This window comes from Campylobacter concisus, from assembly GCF_003048615.2.
Classification (GTDB): domain Bacteria; phylum Campylobacterota; class Campylobacteria; order Campylobacterales; family Campylobacteraceae; genus Campylobacter_A; species Campylobacter_A concisus_C.
In genome coordinates this window covers 1,353,938-1,369,742 of sequence record NZ_CP049263.1, presented here as the reverse complement: position 1 = coordinate 1,369,742, position 15,805 = coordinate 1,353,938, and the positions used below count along the sequence as shown (strand labels likewise).

The following is a 15,805-nucleotide window of genomic DNA, read 5'->3' as shown; positions in this document are numbered from 1 at the left end:
GGCATTTAGAGCAGTTTAAAAGTAGCTTTTTTGCCTTATTAGCTCGCTTGGTAAAAAGCCAAAAGTGCCTTTAAAAATTTTTGCAAAATGAGCTGCATTTGTGTAGCCAACGATACTAGCAGCCTCTTTTATGCTGATATCATTTTGCTTTAAAAGAGTATATGCAAGCTTTAGCCGCTCTTTTGCTAAAAGCTGATAGATCGTATCTTTGAAAAAGAGTTTAAAATTTTTCTTAAGCCAAAAGTCATTAGTGCCGCAAAGATGCGCTAACTCTTTGATACTTGGGGGATTTTGCATGCGAGTAAGTAAGATTTTCTTAGCCTTTAAAAGCACTTTTTCTTCGTCACTGCTAAAATAAATTTTCTCATCTTTTAAAGCTTTGCTCTTGTAGATAAGCTCTAAAATTTTTGACTCTATAAAGATCTCTCTCATCGTGCCATCATATAAATTTGTCGTCTCAAGCTCGTTTAAAACGCAAATTTGAGCCTTATCTTTTTTGTATTTTATAAGATCAAATTTCTCTTCAAATTTTAGCTCACTAAAAATTTCAAGCTTATTTGCGTACTGCTCTTCAAAAAGCAAGGTTTTGGTTTTATAAAATTTATTTTGATATTCAAAAACACCTTTTAAGCTATCATTTACTAGCCCTACGCAAAACTCATCCCTGCTTAAAAGATACTCTTTTTTATCAAGCTTGAAGCAAAGATTATCTTTTGCTTCGTTAAACATCAAAAATAGATATTTTTTATCTCCCTCGCTCTCTCTTTTGATGATTTCGTTGCATAAAATCTCGCTTTTTAGGTAGCTGATGCCATTATTTTGTTTAAAAAATTCTACATTTATCCGCTTGTTGTTTTGTGAGATTTTACTTATGCCATATCTTTTATCTAAATTTATCATTTTATCCCTTGAGCGTTAAATTTAATCCCTCTAGCGTTATGTCTGATATTGATAACGATTATTTAATTTTAGTAAAATGTGATTTAAATTTTAATAAGGAGTTTTTTGTGAGAAGTCTATTAAAAATTTCTATTTGTGCGGCAGTTTTTATAAATTTACCGCTTTTTGCAAATGAAGATAAGCTCTTGCCAGAGGTCAAAGTAGTGAGCGCAACTGGTTTTGAGCAAAATATAAAAGACGCCCCTGCAACGCTTAGCGTCATCACTCAAGATGCGCTAGAAAAGAGAAATCACAAGGACGTTGAGAGCATGGTTAAAGACGTGCCAAGTCTTTTTGGAGCGACACTTGGTGCGGCAAATAGGCGAGGCATCTCCATAAGAGGTCTTTCGCAAAGATATACAAAGATCTTAGTAAATGGCATACCAGTGCCAGGAGATAACGCTTACAAGGGGCTAAGAAGCGTTGGAGGCTCATACAGCTTCATCCCGCCAGCAAGTGCGATAAGCCGTATCGAAGTGATACGAGGTCCTATGAGCTCGCTTTATGGCAGTGACGCGTTGGGCGGTGTGATAAATATTATAACAGACGAGTTTAGCAACGACTTTCATGCAAATCTTGGCTCAAGCTATAAATTTGCAAGAAATAAAAACATAAGCGGAGAGTTTTACAACAGCCTCTATCTGCACTCTGGGCTAATAGACGATCTTTTAAGTATCTCAGTTTATGGTAAAAATTTAAACAAGTCAGAGGATAAAATCTCATACGCAAATAGAGAGCAAAAGGATAGAAATTTTGGCACGAAGCTCTTTTTTAGACCAAATGAAAATAACGACATCACGCTTGAGCTTGCAAGAAGCGACGTGAAGTATAAAAGAAGCAAAGGTAAAACTTTAGCCTCTGGCACAAATAATAGCTCAGTAGATCTTGAGCGTATAAAAGGCGATATGATAAATTTAAGCCACGAAGCAAGGCTTGATGATATCTTGCTTCAAAGCTACCTCTCTTACGGCAAGATAAAAGAGATCGCACAACAAAATTTGACGCTAAAAACACTAAATTTTGACACAAAAGGCTCATATTTTACTGATAATAACGCCTTTACTTTAGGACTAAACGCCAAAAAAGAAAAGCTTGATGAAAAGGCAACCACCGCAGACGCTGCAAATGTAAAAAGATATGACGTTTCGCTTTACGGCGAGGATGATTATCACCTTACAAAAGACTTTATCTTAAGCGCTGGGGTTCGTTACAACTACGATGAGAACTATGGCTCGCATGTTTCGCCAAGAATTTATGGCATCTATAGCTTCAATGACTTTTTTGCCCTAAAAGGTGGAGTTAGCACAGGATACGCGACACCTGATATCAAGCAACGCACGCAAGATCTTGCTATGCCGTTTGCTGGAGGGCTTGGAGCACAGCTTGGTAGAAGTGATCTCAAGCCAGAGACAAGCGTGAGCTATGAATTTGGCGGCGTTTATAACGACAATGAAGGCTTTGAAGCGTCGCTAACTGGCTTTTACACAAGCTTTAAAGATATGCTAGGCACAGAGCGTATCTGCACTCCAAGACCTGGCAACCCTTGCACGCATAAAGGCAAAATTTATCGCCGTGGGATTTGGGAGAGTGTAAATGTCGGCAAGGCTGAAATTTACGGAGTTGAACTAACAAATGAGTGGCAAGTCACAAATGCTCTTAGGCTAAATCAAAGCTATGTTTATACAAGATCAAAGCAAAAAGATGGAGCGGAGATCGGCAAAAGCTTAAACAACTATCCGCTTCATACATTTAAATTTGGAGCAAACTACGAGCTAAACAGATGGCTAAATTTCTGGTCTCAGATAAATTATTATGGCAGGAGCAAAGACTCACTTAGCTACGATGATGACATCAGACCTTACGTGATCGCTGATCTTGGCATAAACTACAACGTAACTAAAAATTTCAGCCTAAATCTAAGCGTTTATAACCTCTTTAATGAGTACTTTACGACAAGATCTGGCAGATACGACATCTTGATAGCTGACGGACAAAAGATCGAACTTGGGTTTAATCTAAAGTTTTAAAATGATAAAAATTTTAAAGAAATTTCATCTTATCTTGGCTTTTATCTTTGCCTTGCCGCTTCTTGTGCTTAGCATTAGTGGAGCGATCATCTCGTATCACGATGAGATAATTGATATCTTTAGCAAAGATGAGGTCGTGGCTGGCAAAAAGCCTTTAGAGATAGATGAAATTTTAAAAATTTTTAGCAAAAGTGAGCCAAATTTTAATCTTAGCTACCTAAAGATAAGAGCAGAGGCAAACAAGGCTTACGTCATAAGCGGAACTAGTGAAAATGGCGAGTTTGAGTCGTTTTTTATAGATCCTTACACTGGAGAAATTTCTGGCATTAACAAGGCGGAGAAATTTATAGGGCTGGTTTTAAATTTGCATAAAAACTTAGCCCTCTCTCTTTTTAAAAATGAAAATTTGAGTAAATTTGCAAGCGAGCTAGTGGCACTCTCTACGCTTGCACTGCTGTTTATCTTGATAAGCGGGGCGGCGATATATTTTTGGAGGTTTAGAAGCAGGGTAGGGGAGGCATTTAAACTAAATTTAAAAGCAAAGAAATTTGCGTTTTTGTATTCGCTACACGGCTTTTTAGGTATCTATCTTGGCGTTATTTTAAGTGTGATTTGCATTAGTGGGCTTTACTTTTCTTATGAGAGCTTTGCTAAAGTTATAAATCAAATTTATGGCGAGGAGAAGGTCTTTAAAAAGCCAAATTTTACAAACAAAAATGGCTTTAGTTTAAGCGATGAGCAAAAGGTGGCAAACCTTAAAAAAGCGTATGAAATTTTCATCTCTAAATTTGGCGGTGAGTTTGAGGCTTTAAATTTTATAGCAAATAGCGGCGGCGTCAAATTTATGCTCTTTTACCTGCCAAAGGGGGCTAGTGAGAGAGATGGCGTTAGGCTTTTAGTAGATACTAAAAGCGAGCAAATTTCAAAAAATGCCATGCCAAAGTCATTTGAAATTTATAAATTTATGATTGATCTGCACGCTGGATATATCTTTGGTGAGCTTGGTAAATTTATATTTTGTCTAGCATCATGCGGTGTGGTTTTGCTACTTTTTAGTGGAGGTGCGATTTATTACAAACGGTGTAAAAACTAACTCTTATTTATCTATCTCTTAACTCTTTTTCGTTATCATCTCAAATAAATTTTTTGGAAAAAACATGCAAAAAAAATATAGACCAAATGTAGCAGCTGTCATTTTGTCTAGCTCTTACCCTTTCAAATGCGAAATTTTAGTCGCAAAAAGGGTTGATATGGACGATATCTGGCAGTTTCCTCAAGGTGGTATAGATGAAGGCGAAAGCCCAAAGCAGGCACTAAAAAGGGAGCTCAAAGAGGAGATCGGAACTGATAAATTTGACTTCTTAGAAGAGTATCCTGAGTGGCTTAGCTACGACTTTCCAGCAAATGCGTCAAAGAAATTTTACCCATTTGATGGGCAGACGCAAAAGTACTTTTTAGTTAGGCTTAAAAATGGTGCGAGTATAAATTTAAAGACTGAGCATCCAGAGTTTAGCGAGTATAAATTTGTAGATATCAACAAGGCTTTAGAAGGGATAAACCACTTCAAAAAGCCTATTTATGACAAAGTTTTGAGTTATTTTAAAGAGAAAGGATATTTTTGATGTTAATCGTTCAAAAATTTGGCGGAACTAGCGTAGGCACGCTTGAGCGCATCGAAGCTGTGGCAAACAGGGTCATAGAGACTAAAAACAGCGGCGCAGACGTGGTTGTGGTAGTTTCTGCGATGAGTGGAGTTACAAATCAATTGGTAGAATATAGTGAGTATTTCTCAAAGCACCCAGACGGCGTTGCTACTGATATGCTTTTAAGCTCTGGAGAGCAAGTAACCACCGCACTTTTGACGATTGCGCTTAATGCAAAAGGCTATGCGTGCGTAGGACTAACTGGCGCAATGGCTGGGATAATAACAGATGAAATTCACACAAAAGCTAGGATAGAAAAGATAGACACCACTAGGCTAAAAGCTGAGCTAAAAGCTGGCAGGATCGTTGTAGTAGCAGGCTTTCAAGGCATAGACGATAAAGGTGATATCACGACGCTTGGTAGGGGCGGAAGTGACCTTAGTGCGGTTGCATTAGCTGGCGCGCTCGAAGCTGATCTGTGTGAAATTTTTACCGACGTTGATGGCGTTTATACAACTGATCCAAGGATAGAAAAAAAGGCAAAAAAACTAGAAAAGATAAGCTATGACGAGATGCTTGAGCTTGCCTCTGCTGGGGCAAAAGTGCTTCAAAATCGCTCAGTCGAGCTAGCAAAAAAACTAAATGTCAAACTAATCACAAGAAGCAGTTTTAACCACAACGAAGGTACATTAATAGCAAAGGAAGATAATATGGAAGCGGTTTTAGTAAGCGGTATAGCATTAGATAAAAATCAAGCAAGAGTAACTTTAAGAGGCGTAGTCGATAAGCCTGGCATCGCAGCTGAAATTTTCACAGCTCTAGCTCATCAAAATATAAATGTAGATATGATCATCCAAAACGTAGGACACGATGGCACGACAAATTTAGGCTTTACAGTGCCACAAAACGAGCTTGACCTAGCAAAAGAGACTATGCAAAAGCTCTCAGCTGCAAAACATGTCGAGTATGACGATGCGATCGTGAAAGTCTCAGTTATTGGCGTAGGCATGAAGAGCCACAGCGGCGTAGCATGTCTAGCATTTGAGACGCTTGCAAAAGAGGGGATAAATATCCAGATGATCTCAACAAGCGAGATAAAAATTTCAATGATCGTCGATCAAAAATATGGCGAGCTCGCGGTTCGCGTGCTTCACGATGCGTATAAGTTAGATAAATAATGCAAGATTTTATCCAATGGACGCTTAAAGCTATTCGCGATGAGGGTCCTTTGATGAGCTGGATGGAGGAAAGGCGCGTAGAGTGGACACCTCTGCTTGCTTCTAGGCTTAAATTTTTGCTCGAAGGAAGGGCGTTTATAACAGTAAGCGATGAAGAGCGGAAGTGGTTTGAAATTTATCTTCTAAGAAAGATGAATAGTTCAAAAAGCATTAGACCTTTTTTGCCATTTTTTAGTCTAAGATCACTCTATCCGTCGCTTGATGAGATAGAGACAAATGAACAAAAACAGCTTTTGAAAGATATGCTAAGTCTTGCTTTCCCAAATGGCTACTTATTTTTTTATATCGGAAAGAGCCTTGATAAATGTGCAAATTTGGCTAAAAGTGACGAGAACAGCTATATGTGGCTCTTTGATGAGCAGGCGCAAAATAGCTTCACGCTAAGCTCAAGCGATGAAAATTTGGATATAAAACTGATAAGTCTTTGCAAGCTTTTTGACAAGAGTATCGATGCAGCACTGTTTGCAAAGGTGATACTCTAAATGCTTAATAAAATCGTCATAACAAGCGATTTTGAAAATTTAAAAGCCAAGCTTGAAGCCGAGTTTGGCGTAAATAATCTAAGATTTTTTATAAGCGATGATTTTTTGCTAGAAAATGCAAAAGAGGTCATCGCCGAAGCCTATATCGCCGAAAAAGATGAGAAAATTTTAGTCATAGAGGCGAAGTCTTTTCGCACCGAGGCTCAAAACGCACTTTTAAAGATCATCGAAGAGCCCCCAAGAAACATTAAATTTATAATAGTAACGCAGAGTAAAAATTTGCTTCTACCAACGATAAGATCGAGGATGCTTATAGAAAATAAGCTCACCAAAAAGCCAAAAATGAGTGTGGAGCTAAATTTAAAATCGCTCAGCCTAAAAGAGCTAACAAGCTTTATCGATCAAAAGATAGCAGAGGAGCAGGCGCAAAAATTTGGCAAAAACGAGCTAAAAGAGCTTGTCGGAGCCATCGTGACAAAGGCGGTTGATAGCGGGTATAAATTTAGTGGCGAGGATATGGAGTATTTTTTCTCGCTCATCAAGCTTGCCGATCTAAACGCCAAGTCTCACGCCGTTTTAACGCCACTCTTGCTTACTATATTTGAGAAAGGACGACGTTGAAATTTTATAAGATAAATAACAAAAGCGACTTTGATCAAATTTGCAAGGCCATCTCGCCAAGTCCGGCTGGTGCGAAGCTCATGCAAGAAAAGAGCGAAATAAATTTTATCTTCATTGACGAGATAAAGACCCCAGCGGCAAATATCCTAAAGCAAGACGCACTAAGTGTTGGCGCCGAGCTAGTTACGCATAATGATACGATTTTAGGTCGCGAGAGTCTAAATAAAGCCTTGCTAATGGCGACAAATGCACAGCTTAAACAACTAGCTAAAAAAGAGAAGCTACAAGACTTTGGGCTTAAAAAGCTTGCAGGTTTTTTAGAGACTAAATTTATAAAGCCCACAAAGCCTCTTATAATGGGCGTTGCAAATATAAATTCAGATAGTTTTAACGAGCAAAGCCGCATAAATACGCAAAATGGCATAGCTAAAATCGAAGCGATGATCGAAGCAGGTGCTGACTACATCGATCTTGGCGGCGTTAGCTCAAGGCCAGGGAGCGAGTATTGCGGATGCGAGGAGGAGTTTAGGCGCATAAAAGATATCGTGGAGGAAATTTACAAGCTAAATTTACACGAAAAGGCAAAATTTAGCCTTGATAGCTTTGATGAGTATTGCTTAGAATTTGCGCTAAACCACGGCTTTAAGATGATAAATGACATCACGGCAAACGCAAATTTAGCCCCGCTTGCTGCAAGATACGATGCCCAGTTTTGCATGATGCATATGCAAGGAGATCCAGCTACCATGCAGATTGCGCCAAAGTATAACGACTTAATCGGCGAAATTTCAGACTTTTTTGAGCAAAAGATTGCCCTAGCAAGGGAGCTTGGCGCTAAAAAGATAGTGCTTGACGTTGGCATCGGCTTTGGCAAAACTGCTGAGCAAAATTTACTGCTTATTAAGCATTTGGAGCATTTTTTGAAATTTGACTGCCCGTTGCTAGTCGGCGCTAGCCGCAAATCAGTCATAAATCACTATTATCCAAGCGAGGTTAAGGAGCGCTTGTCAGGCTCGCTTTATCTGCACTTAAAAGCCTTCGAAAATGGCGCGCAAATCATTAGGACGCACGATGTGGCCGAGCACAGACAGCTTTTTAATATGCACGAGGCGATGAGCCAAGCCACGCTTTGGTAGGGCGCTTGGCTAAAAAAGAGGCTAGATGAAAAATTTATTGCCGCCGCCTTGGATCAAATTTCCAAGTATAGATCCATTTTCCATCGGCTGGAGGATGGGCGCTGGCGAGGATTATAGGTTTAAATTTAATGACTGGCTAAAAACACTCAGCCAAGATGAACGTAGCGAGTATCAGCAACTCTTTGCTGAGCCTGCGACGTGGCGTGGCTACTGGAATGAGAGGCTTAGTGGTGATGAGAACACGCTTTTTACTTATAATGATTTCGTGCTAGATCTTTGGGAGCGTGAGCCAAGATATGATCTAGCGTGGCTAAAAAAGCGCTACAACGCTGGCAAGGCGGATAAATTTCTATTTTTTTGGGGTCATCAAAAGAGTGCAGGCATAAGTGCTAGCTGTCTAAGCCAGTGGTACGCTGCTAGCTTTTGGCAAGATGAGGTTCATTACGTTTGTGCCGAGCAATATATGATGGCTAAAAAGGCTGAGTGTTTTGGCGATAAAGAGGCGTTGGAGCAAATTTTATCTGCCAAAGATCCAGCGCAGATGAAGGCGCTTGGTAGGCAGGTGCGTGGCTTTGACGCTAAGGTCTGGGACGAGATAAAATTTAGCGTTGTGTTAAATGCGAGCTATTTAAAATTTAGCCAAAATGCCAAGCTGCGAGAGTTTTTGCTCTCGACAAAGGATAAAATTTTGGTTGAGGCAAGCCCTGTTGATAAAATTTGGGGCATAGGAATGAGCGCAAGCGATGAAAATGCGCACAATCCTATGAAGTGGCGTGGGCAAAATTTGCTCGGCTTTTCGTTGATGAGGGCTAGAGACGAGATAGCTAATGTCTATAAAAACGTCCATTTATGCGATGAAAATGAGCTAAATTTGGATCATTTATAAAGTATGTTTAAGATAAAATGCGGTGTAAATTTGGAGCGAAAATGACAAAACAAGAGTACGAACGAGCGATAGATACGCTAAATGCGTGGGCAAAGGCCTACTACGACGAGGACGAGCCACTTGCAAGCGACGAGGAGTATGACGCGCTATATCACGCGGTTTTGGCTTTTGAACAGGCAAACCCAAGTGAAATTTCGCTATTTTCGCCGACTAAGCGAGTGGGCGGAGGCGTAAAAGAGGGCTTTAGCAAGGCAAGCCACATAAAGCGCATGTGGAGCATGGAGGATATCTTTAGCCTTGGCGAACTTGATGCGTGGCTAAAACGCGGCGAGAAGGAAAATTTGACCTTTGTCGCTGAGCCAAAATTTGACGGAGCGAGCCTAAATTTACTCTACGAAAATGGCGTTTTAGTAAGAGCGATAACAAGAGGCGATGGCATTACAGGCGAGGACGTGACGCAAAATGCAAGGACTATTAGCTCGGTGCCAAAGAGCATTAGCTACAAAGGGCTAATCGAAATCAGGGGCGAAGTCGTCATAAGAAAAGATGACTTTGAACTACTAAACGCAGAGCGCGCAAAAGAGGGCGAGGCGCCACTTTCAAACCCTAGAAATGCAGCCGCTGGCAGTCTAAGACAGCTTGATAGCGCGATTACTGCTAAAAGAAAGCTACTTTTCATACCTTGGGGCGTGGGCGAGCAGAGTCTTGGGCTAAAAGATCACAGCGAGGTGATGAAATTTGTGCGTGATCTTGGCTTTGAGAGGGATGAATTTTTCAAAATTTTAAAAAAAGATGAGCTTGAGGCTGCTTATAACGAGCTACTAGCTAGCCGCGAGGCAAAAAGCGTGATGATGGATGGCATGGTGATACGAGTAAATGATCTTGCACGCTGTGAAGAGCTAGGCTACACGGTCAAATTTCCAAAATTTATGGTGGCGTTTAAATTTCCAGCCATTGAAAAGGTGACTAGGCTAAGAGATGTCGCGCTTCAAGTTGGCAGAAGCGGCGTAGTAACGCCTGTTGGCGTGCTTGATGAGGTAAATATAGATGGCGCAAATGTAAAATCCGCCACCCTTCATAACTTTGACGAGATAGAGCGCCTTGGCGTCATGAAAAACGACTACATCGGCATCATCCGCTCAGGAGATGTGATACCAAAGATCACAAAGGTCTTTAAAGATAGGAGAGATGGCAGCGAGCAAGCGATTGATAGGCCTAAATTTTGCCCAGTTTGCGGCTCACACCTGCTTGATGAAGGGGTCTTTGTAAAGTGTCAAAATTTAAGCTGCAGGGCAAGAGTGGTGGGCTCAATAATTCACTACGCATCGAAAAAATGCCTAAATATAGACGGTCTTGGCGATGCGATCGTAAATTTGCTGTTTGACAAGGGGCTGATCGCTTGCATAAAAGATATCTACAGCCTTAAATTTGATGATCTTATGGCACTTGAGGGCTTTAAAGAGAAAAAGGTAAATAACCTTTTAAATGCGATCGAAGCTAGCAAAGGAGCGGAGCTATCGCGCTTTATCACGGGTCTTGGCTGCGAGCACATAGGCGAGGTGGCGGCTAAAAAGCTAGCAAGTAGCTTTGGGCTGGGCTGGCTTGATGCTAGTTTTGCTGAGCTTGTCTCGCTTGAGGGCTTTGGCGCGGAGATGGCAAATAGCTTAACCGACTTTGCCGAGGTAAATAGAGATGAAATTTTAGCTCTTAGTCAGATCGTGCAACCAAGCGTGACGCAGGTGCAGAGCATCTCAAATGCGCTAAGTGGCAAGACGGTCGTTATAACTGGCACGCTAAGTCGCCCAAGAGATGAGATAAAGGCTGAGCTTGAGAGTTTTGGTGCAAAGGTTTCTGGCTCAGTTTCTAAAAAAACGGACTTTGTCCTAGCTGGCGAGGAGGCTGGCAGTAAGCTAGAAAAAGCAAACGAGCTAGGCGTGCTGGTGATCGACGAGAGCGAATATGAGAGGTTAAAACTTGAGGTTTGATAACTACGTCGCAAGCGTTTTAAATATAAGTAGAAACAAGGCTAGCGAGCTAATAAAATCAGGCAAAGTGCTAACAAATGGCGAAATTTGCACCAAGGTTTCAAGCGAGGTTAGCGAGGCTAAAATTTCGCTACTTGATGAAATTTACGTTGGGCGAGGCGCGCTTAAGCTAAAAAGCTTTTTGGAGGCGATGAAATTTGACCTAGCTGACAAAAACGCACTTGATATCGGCAGCTCAACTGGCGGCTTTATGCAAATTTTGCTTGAGCGTGGCGTAAAGAGCGTGACTGGCGTCGATGTGGGCACTGATCAGCTAGATGCTAGCCTAAGAAGCGATGAGCGAGTGAAAATTTATGAGAAAACTGATGTCAGGGAGTTTGCTAAAACGCATCAAAATAAATTTGATCTAATAACCTGCGACGTGAGCTTTATCTCTTTGGCTGAAATTTTACCTGCAATTTGCGAGCTAGCAAGCGAAAATTCGCTCATCATAACGCTTTTTAAACCGCAGTTTGAAGTGGGCGTTGGCGTAAAACGCAACAAAAAAGGCGTTGTCACCGACACTAAGGCTGTAAATTTAGCGATGAAGCGCTTTGAAGTGCTAGCAAGCAGCTTGAAATTTGAACTGATAGCTTGCAAAGAGTGCGAAGTCAAGGGAAAGGAAGGAAATGCCGAATTTTTCTACGCTTTTAACAAAAGATAACATCACTGCCGTTGCGATCGGGCACTTTGACGGCGTGCATAGGGGGCACAAGCAACTTCTAAAACAGCTTGGCGAGTTTGGCGGGCTTGTCGTCATCGATAAAAATAAGGCAAACATCACGCCAAAGCTAAAGCGAGCCGAGTACTCAAACTATCCTTGCTTCTTGTATGATTTTGAGAGTATAAAAGGGCTTAGCGGCGAGGAATTTATCGCACTTTTGAAGAGGGATTTTAAAAATTTAAAAAAGATCGTTGTTGGATTTGATTTTAGATTTGGCAGAAACAGAGCGTGGGACAAACACGATTTGAAAAGGATTTTTGATGGCGGGGTAGTCGTCGTTGATGAGGTTTGCTATGACGGCATGGGTGTGCATAGCTCATCAATCAGAGAGCTGATACGCCAAGGCAACATCGATGAGGCAAACAGGCTAATAGGCAGGGAGTACTCGATCGAGGGCAACGTGATAAAAGGGCAGGGTATCGGCGCAAAAGAGCTGGTTGCTACGCTAAATTTAGATATAAAAAGTTATCTTTTGCCGCGCGAGGGCGTCTATGCGACAAGAACGAGGATGGGTTCATACACCTATGGCTCGGTCACTTTTATAGGCAACAGGCTTAGTACGGATGGAAATTTTAGCGTCGAGACGCACATCCTAGACGAGGTCGCGCCAAAGGTGACGAAGCACGTTGCCGTTTGCTTCATAAAACGTTTGCGCGATAATAAGAAATTTAATAATCTTAGCGAGCTAAAAGAGCAGATAAAACGCGATATAAACGAGGCTAGGCAGTGTGTGGGCGTGTGCGATCTCTTTTTTGGAGAGACGATGAGATACTTTGATGGATACGGAGCTGGTATATGAGAGATGAAATTTTTAAAGAGCCTATAAACAAGCAGTTTGAATTTGATGACTTTGTGGCGAGCGTTTTTGATGATATGATCTCGCGTTCAGTGCCATTTTACGACGTTAGTTCAAATTTAAATGCAAAGTTGCTTGCTAAAATTTTGCCAAAATCAGCAAAAGTGTGCGACCTCGGCTGCTCTACGGCAAATAGCCTACTTTTGCTAAACAACCTAAGAAACGACCTCGTGCTAAGCGGCGTGGATAACTCTGAGGCGATGCTTGCAAATGCAAAAAACAAGGCAAAGGCTTATGGGGCTGATATTGAATTTATCTTAGATGACATCTTAGAGTGCGAGCTAGAGGGCTTTGACGCTGTTTTGGCAAACTACACTTTGCAGTTTATCAGACCGCCAAAAAGGGCTGATCTTGTGCAAAAAATTTGTAACGGACTAAATGAAAATGGCGTCTTTTTATTTAGTGAAAAGATCATCTTTGAAGATAAAAAGCTTACTAAAAGCGTCATAGAAATTTACGAGGACTACAAGCAGGCGCAAGGCTACTCACGCTACGAGATCGCCCAAAAAAGAGAGGCGCTTGAAAATGTGCTGGTGCCATACACTGAAGAAGAAAATAGAAACTTAGCCCTAAATGCTGGCTTTAAGCGTGTCGAGAGCACGTTTAAATGGGGAAATTTCATGAGCTTTTTGGCGTTTAAGTAAATTTAAAATATCTGCTTTTGTATTTAAATATAAAATTTAATCATAAACATTGAATTTAAAATTTAGATTTTGCTTTGCAATGTCAGCATTTTTGGATAATGAAATTTAATAGTAAAGAAATTTAGCGGGAGTTACCCGCTAAATTTACTCATTTATCGCTGCATTTCCGTGGTGGTGGAAGTCATCGTAGATGATCTTTGAAGTTTGGAATTTCTCGCGTTTTAGCTCGCGAACTCGTAAAAATTCCTCTTCATCGATCTTTTTGATCTGGATAGCTGCTTTAAATGTCGGAGTCTTACTGATGTAGTCCCAACCGCTGCTTGTTAGCTCGTTGCAAGAGCTCTCCCAGTAGTGGAAAGTCATCTGAATTATGCCATCAGGCACGATGTCTGTTACTTCAGCTTTTACGACGATGTAGCCGTATCTACTCCAAGCTTTGATAAAGTCGCCTTGTTTTAGTCCGTATCTCTCTGCAAGCGCTGGGCTCATCTCAGCGATAGGTCCGATGCTATCTCCGCCCTCTTCGATGGCACGTGAGCGTCTTGTCATAGTGCCAACTGTGTATTGATAAACTTTTCTTGTAGTTAAAAGCTGTATCGGATACTCAGCGTCAGTCTTCTCATCGACTGAACCAGCCATGATAGGATACTCAGGTGACATATTCATCTTCTTAGCAAACTCAAGTTTTGCACTCTCGATCTCATCAGCTTTATCCACAAATAAGCATGGCACAAAGCGACCTTTGCCATCAGGGGTAAAGAATTTCTTATCAAGATAGAGACTTTGACCACCCATATCATCTTCAGTTGGGCATGGCCAGTGAAGTCCGTGATATTTTTTAAGTCTATAATAGCTCATACCGCCGTAGCGTCTAGGGTCGCATTTTCTAACTTCTTCCCAAATCTCTTCAGGTGAGTTGAAGTTAAAGCCCTCAGTTGCGCCCAAACGACGTGCGATCTCGCAAACGATCCACCAGTCTTGTCTAGCATCTCCTGGAGGTGTGATGACAGCTTCGTTGTGCTGGACACGGCGCTCTGCGTTTGTGTAAAGACCCTCTTTTTCGCTACTTGCAACGCCAGGGAGAACGACGTCAGCTTTTAGTGAAGTCTCAGTTAAAAATAGATCTTGAACCACGTAGAAATCGACATTTGCGATGCCTTTTAAGAAGTGGTTTGTATTTGGCTCAGAGATGACTGGGTTTTCGCCGATAGTCCAGAAGAAATGCACTCTGCCATCAAGTATTGCATCAGGCACTTCAGTTTTATGGATACCTATCTTTGAGTTTAAAAATCCAGGTTCTAGGTGCCACATTTTCTCAAACCAAGCTCTTTGCTCTGGATCGGTTACTGAGCCAAGATTTGGGAATATGTTTGGTAAAACGCCCATGTCGCAGCAGCCTTGAACGTTCTCTTGACCTCTAAGCGGCAAGTCGCCTGTGCCAAGCTCGCAGATATTGCCAGTGATCAAGAATAAATTTGATACGTCGCAAACTCCGCCAACACCGTGGTTGAAGTGAGTTACACCCATGCCGTGAGTGATGACGGCTGGTTTTGTGGTGGCATACATTCTAGCAGCTGCTCTGATATCCTCTGGATTTAGCCTTGTGTATTTAGCTACAACCTCTGGAGCATAGTCTTTGACAGCTTCTTTGACATACTCGATGCCTATTGTGTGATCTCTTACAAATTCCTCATTTACAAGGCCTTCTTCGATGATAGTGTAAAGAAGTGCGTTGATAACAGGGATGTTGTGCTCTGGCTCTAGTTGTAAGTGGATGTCTGCTCTACTTGCAAACTCAGTCTTTATAGGGTCGATAACGATCAGTTTTGCACCGCGGTTTAGCGCTCTTTGGATGTGCATAGCTGCGATTGGGTGACCATTTTCTGGGTTTGAGCCTATCATTAATATACAGTTACTATAAGTGCCAATCTCTGTAAAGCTATTTGTGGCAGCTCCGTTTCCGATTGTTTTAGCAAGTCCTGCTACTGTCGGAGCGTGTCAAATTCTAGCGCAGTGATCGACGTTATTTGTGCCAATTACAGCGCGCATTAGCTTTTGAGCGACGTAGTTGTCCTCAAGTGTACAGCGTGCTGAGAAGTTACCTGCTAGTGAGTCAGGGCCGTATTTCTCTTTTGCCTCTTTCATTTTTTCTACGACAAGGTCAAGTGCCTCGTCCCAGCTGGCCTCTTCAAATTCACCATCCTTTGAAAAGACCCCATTTTTCTTTCTAATAAGTGGCTTTGTAAGTCTGTCCGGACTTGCAACGTAGTCCCAGCCATAAAAGCCTTTTAAACATAAATTTCCTTGATTGACTGGATTGTCTTCGACGCCAGTAGCGGCACGAACGACGTTGTTTTCCACGTGCAAGGTTACTTGACAGCCTGTCCCGCAATAAGGACAGATGACTTTGCCTTCTTTCATCACTTTCTCCTTCTAATTATGCATTTTCTGCATATTTATTTTGAGTAATATTACTAGCGCAAAACTTAATCTTTTATGAAAAATTCTTTATTTAAAAAATAAATTTTAATTTTAAGTTATATTTTATATAAAATTTAAAAAGCCGAATATATAGGAATTTAAAA

14 protein-coding genes are annotated in these 15,805 nt (G+C 41.3%); 12 read left to right on the top strand and 2 right to left on the bottom strand.

Annotated elements, in window-relative coordinates:
• Positions 1-15: 15 nt before the first annotated feature.
• The gene (locus CVS89_RS06965) at positions 16-900 is read right to left on the bottom strand and encodes a helix-turn-helix domain-containing protein (RefSeq protein WP_107847663.1); all 885 of its coding nucleotides are present in this window, start codon (positions 898-900) and stop codon (positions 16-18) included.
• 107 nt (positions 901-1,007) lie between these two features.
• Between CVS89_RS06965 and CVS89_RS06960 the strand changes: the two genes are divergently transcribed.
• The 12 genes from CVS89_RS06960 to cmoA all read left to right on the top strand — a co-directional run bounded on the left by CVS89_RS06960 (position 1,008) and on the right by cmoA (position 13,220).
• Positions 1,008-2,966, top strand: a complete 1,959-nt coding sequence (locus CVS89_RS06960; RefSeq protein WP_107847664.1) for a TonB-dependent receptor domain-containing protein — start codon at positions 1,008-1,010, stop codon at positions 2,964-2,966.
• Between the two features lies 1 nt (position 2,967).
• The gene (locus CVS89_RS06955) at positions 2,968-4,059 is read left to right on the top strand and encodes a PepSY-associated TM helix domain-containing protein (protein ID WP_107847665.1); all 1,092 of its coding nucleotides are present in this window, start codon (positions 2,968-2,970) and stop codon (positions 4,057-4,059) included.
• A gap of 64 nt (positions 4,060-4,123) precedes the next feature.
• On the top strand, positions 4,124-4,588 hold the full coding sequence (locus CVS89_RS06950; RefSeq protein WP_004317768.1) for an RNA pyrophosphohydrolase: 465 nt from the start codon (positions 4,124-4,126) through the stop codon (positions 4,586-4,588).
• Positions 4,588-5,787, top strand: coding sequence for an aspartate kinase (locus CVS89_RS06945; RefSeq protein ID WP_002939482.1), 1,200 nt, complete (start codon positions 4,588-4,590; stop codon positions 5,785-5,787). The genes CVS89_RS06950 and CVS89_RS06945 overlap by 1 nt, the downstream gene beginning before the upstream one ends.
• Positions 5,787-6,329, top strand: a complete 543-nt coding sequence (locus CVS89_RS06940; RefSeq protein WP_035142818.1) for a HobA family DNA replication regulator — start codon at positions 5,787-5,789, stop codon at positions 6,327-6,329. The genes CVS89_RS06945 and CVS89_RS06940 overlap by 1 nt, the downstream gene beginning before the upstream one ends.
• Complete coding sequence (locus CVS89_RS06935) at positions 6,330-6,950, top strand: DNA polymerase III subunit delta' (RefSeq protein WP_107847666.1); 621 nt, start codon at positions 6,330-6,332, stop codon at positions 6,948-6,950.
• Positions 6,947-8,086, top strand: a complete 1,140-nt coding sequence (gene folP / locus CVS89_RS06930; protein WP_107847667.1) for a dihydropteroate synthase — start codon at positions 6,947-6,949, stop codon at positions 8,084-8,086. Before CVS89_RS06935 ends, folP begins: the two co-directional genes overlap by 4 nt.
• A gap of 25 nt (positions 8,087-8,111) precedes the next feature.
• Entirely contained in the window at positions 8,112-8,972 is an 861-nt protein-coding gene (locus CVS89_RS06925) for an NADAR family protein (RefSeq protein WP_107847668.1), read from the top strand.
• 41 nt (positions 8,973-9,013) lie between these two features.
• Positions 9,014-10,957 carry an NAD-dependent DNA ligase LigA gene (gene ligA / locus CVS89_RS06920; protein WP_107847669.1) on the top strand — a complete coding sequence of 648 codons (1,944 nt, stop codon included), beginning with the start codon at positions 9,014-9,016 and terminating at the stop codon, positions 10,955-10,957.
• Positions 10,947-11,660, top strand: a complete 714-nt coding sequence (gene tlyA / locus CVS89_RS06915) for a 23S rRNA (cytidine-2'-O)-methyltransferase TlyA (protein WP_107847670.1) — start codon at positions 10,947-10,949, stop codon at positions 11,658-11,660. Before ligA ends, tlyA begins: the two co-directional genes overlap by 11 nt.
• Positions 11,626-12,519 (top strand): bifunctional riboflavin kinase/FAD synthetase, encoded by an 894-nt coding sequence (locus CVS89_RS06910; RefSeq protein WP_107847671.1) that lies wholly within the window; start codon positions 11,626-11,628, stop codon positions 12,517-12,519. Before tlyA ends, CVS89_RS06910 begins: the two co-directional genes overlap by 35 nt.
• A complete protein-coding gene (cmoA, locus tag CVS89_RS06905; protein ID WP_107847672.1) occupies positions 12,516-13,220 on the top strand; it encodes a carboxy-S-adenosyl-L-methionine synthase CmoA in 705 nt (234 codons plus the stop codon). Before CVS89_RS06910 ends, cmoA begins: the two co-directional genes overlap by 4 nt.
• A gap of 144 nt (positions 13,221-13,364) precedes the next feature.
• Here cmoA and fdhF read toward each other — a convergent pair whose 3' ends face one another.
• Complete coding sequence (gene fdhF, locus CVS89_RS10195; RefSeq protein ID WP_080655749.1) at positions 13,365-15,641, bottom strand: formate dehydrogenase subunit alpha; 2,277 nt, start codon at positions 15,639-15,641, stop codon at positions 13,365-13,367.
• Positions 15,642-15,805: the final 164 nt, after the last annotated feature.

What these genes read in the sequence shown, in the direction of transcription:
- cmoA (WP_107847672.1), top strand. Translation starts at nt 12,516, where the DNA reads ATGAGAGATGAAATTTTTAAAGAGCCTATAAACAAGCAGTTTGAATTT.
- CVS89_RS06965 (WP_107847663.1), bottom strand. Translation starts at nt 900, where the DNA reads ATGATAAATTTAGATAAAAGATATGGCATAAGTAAAATCTCACAAAAC.
- CVS89_RS06945 (WP_002939482.1), top strand. Translation starts at nt 4,588, where the DNA reads ATGTTAATCGTTCAAAAATTTGGCGGAACTAGCGTAGGCACGCTTGAG.
- CVS89_RS06950 (WP_004317768.1), top strand. Translation starts at nt 4,124, where the DNA reads ATGCAAAAAAAATATAGACCAAATGTAGCAGCTGTCATTTTGTCTAGC.
- CVS89_RS06940 (WP_035142818.1), top strand. Translation starts at nt 5,787, where the DNA reads ATGCAAGATTTTATCCAATGGACGCTTAAAGCTATTCGCGATGAGGGT.
- CVS89_RS06910 (WP_107847671.1), top strand. Translation starts at nt 11,626, where the DNA reads ATGCCGAATTTTTCTACGCTTTTAACAAAAGATAACATCACTGCCGTT.
- ligA (WP_107847669.1), top strand. Translation starts at nt 9,014, where the DNA reads ATGACAAAACAAGAGTACGAACGAGCGATAGATACGCTAAATGCGTGG.
- CVS89_RS06935 (WP_107847666.1), top strand. Translation starts at nt 6,330, where the DNA reads ATGCTTAATAAAATCGTCATAACAAGCGATTTTGAAAATTTAAAAGCC.
- CVS89_RS06955 (WP_107847665.1), top strand. Translation starts at nt 2,968, where the DNA reads ATGATAAAAATTTTAAAGAAATTTCATCTTATCTTGGCTTTTATCTTT.
- CVS89_RS06925 (WP_107847668.1), top strand. Translation starts at nt 8,112, where the DNA reads ATGAAAAATTTATTGCCGCCGCCTTGGATCAAATTTCCAAGTATAGAT.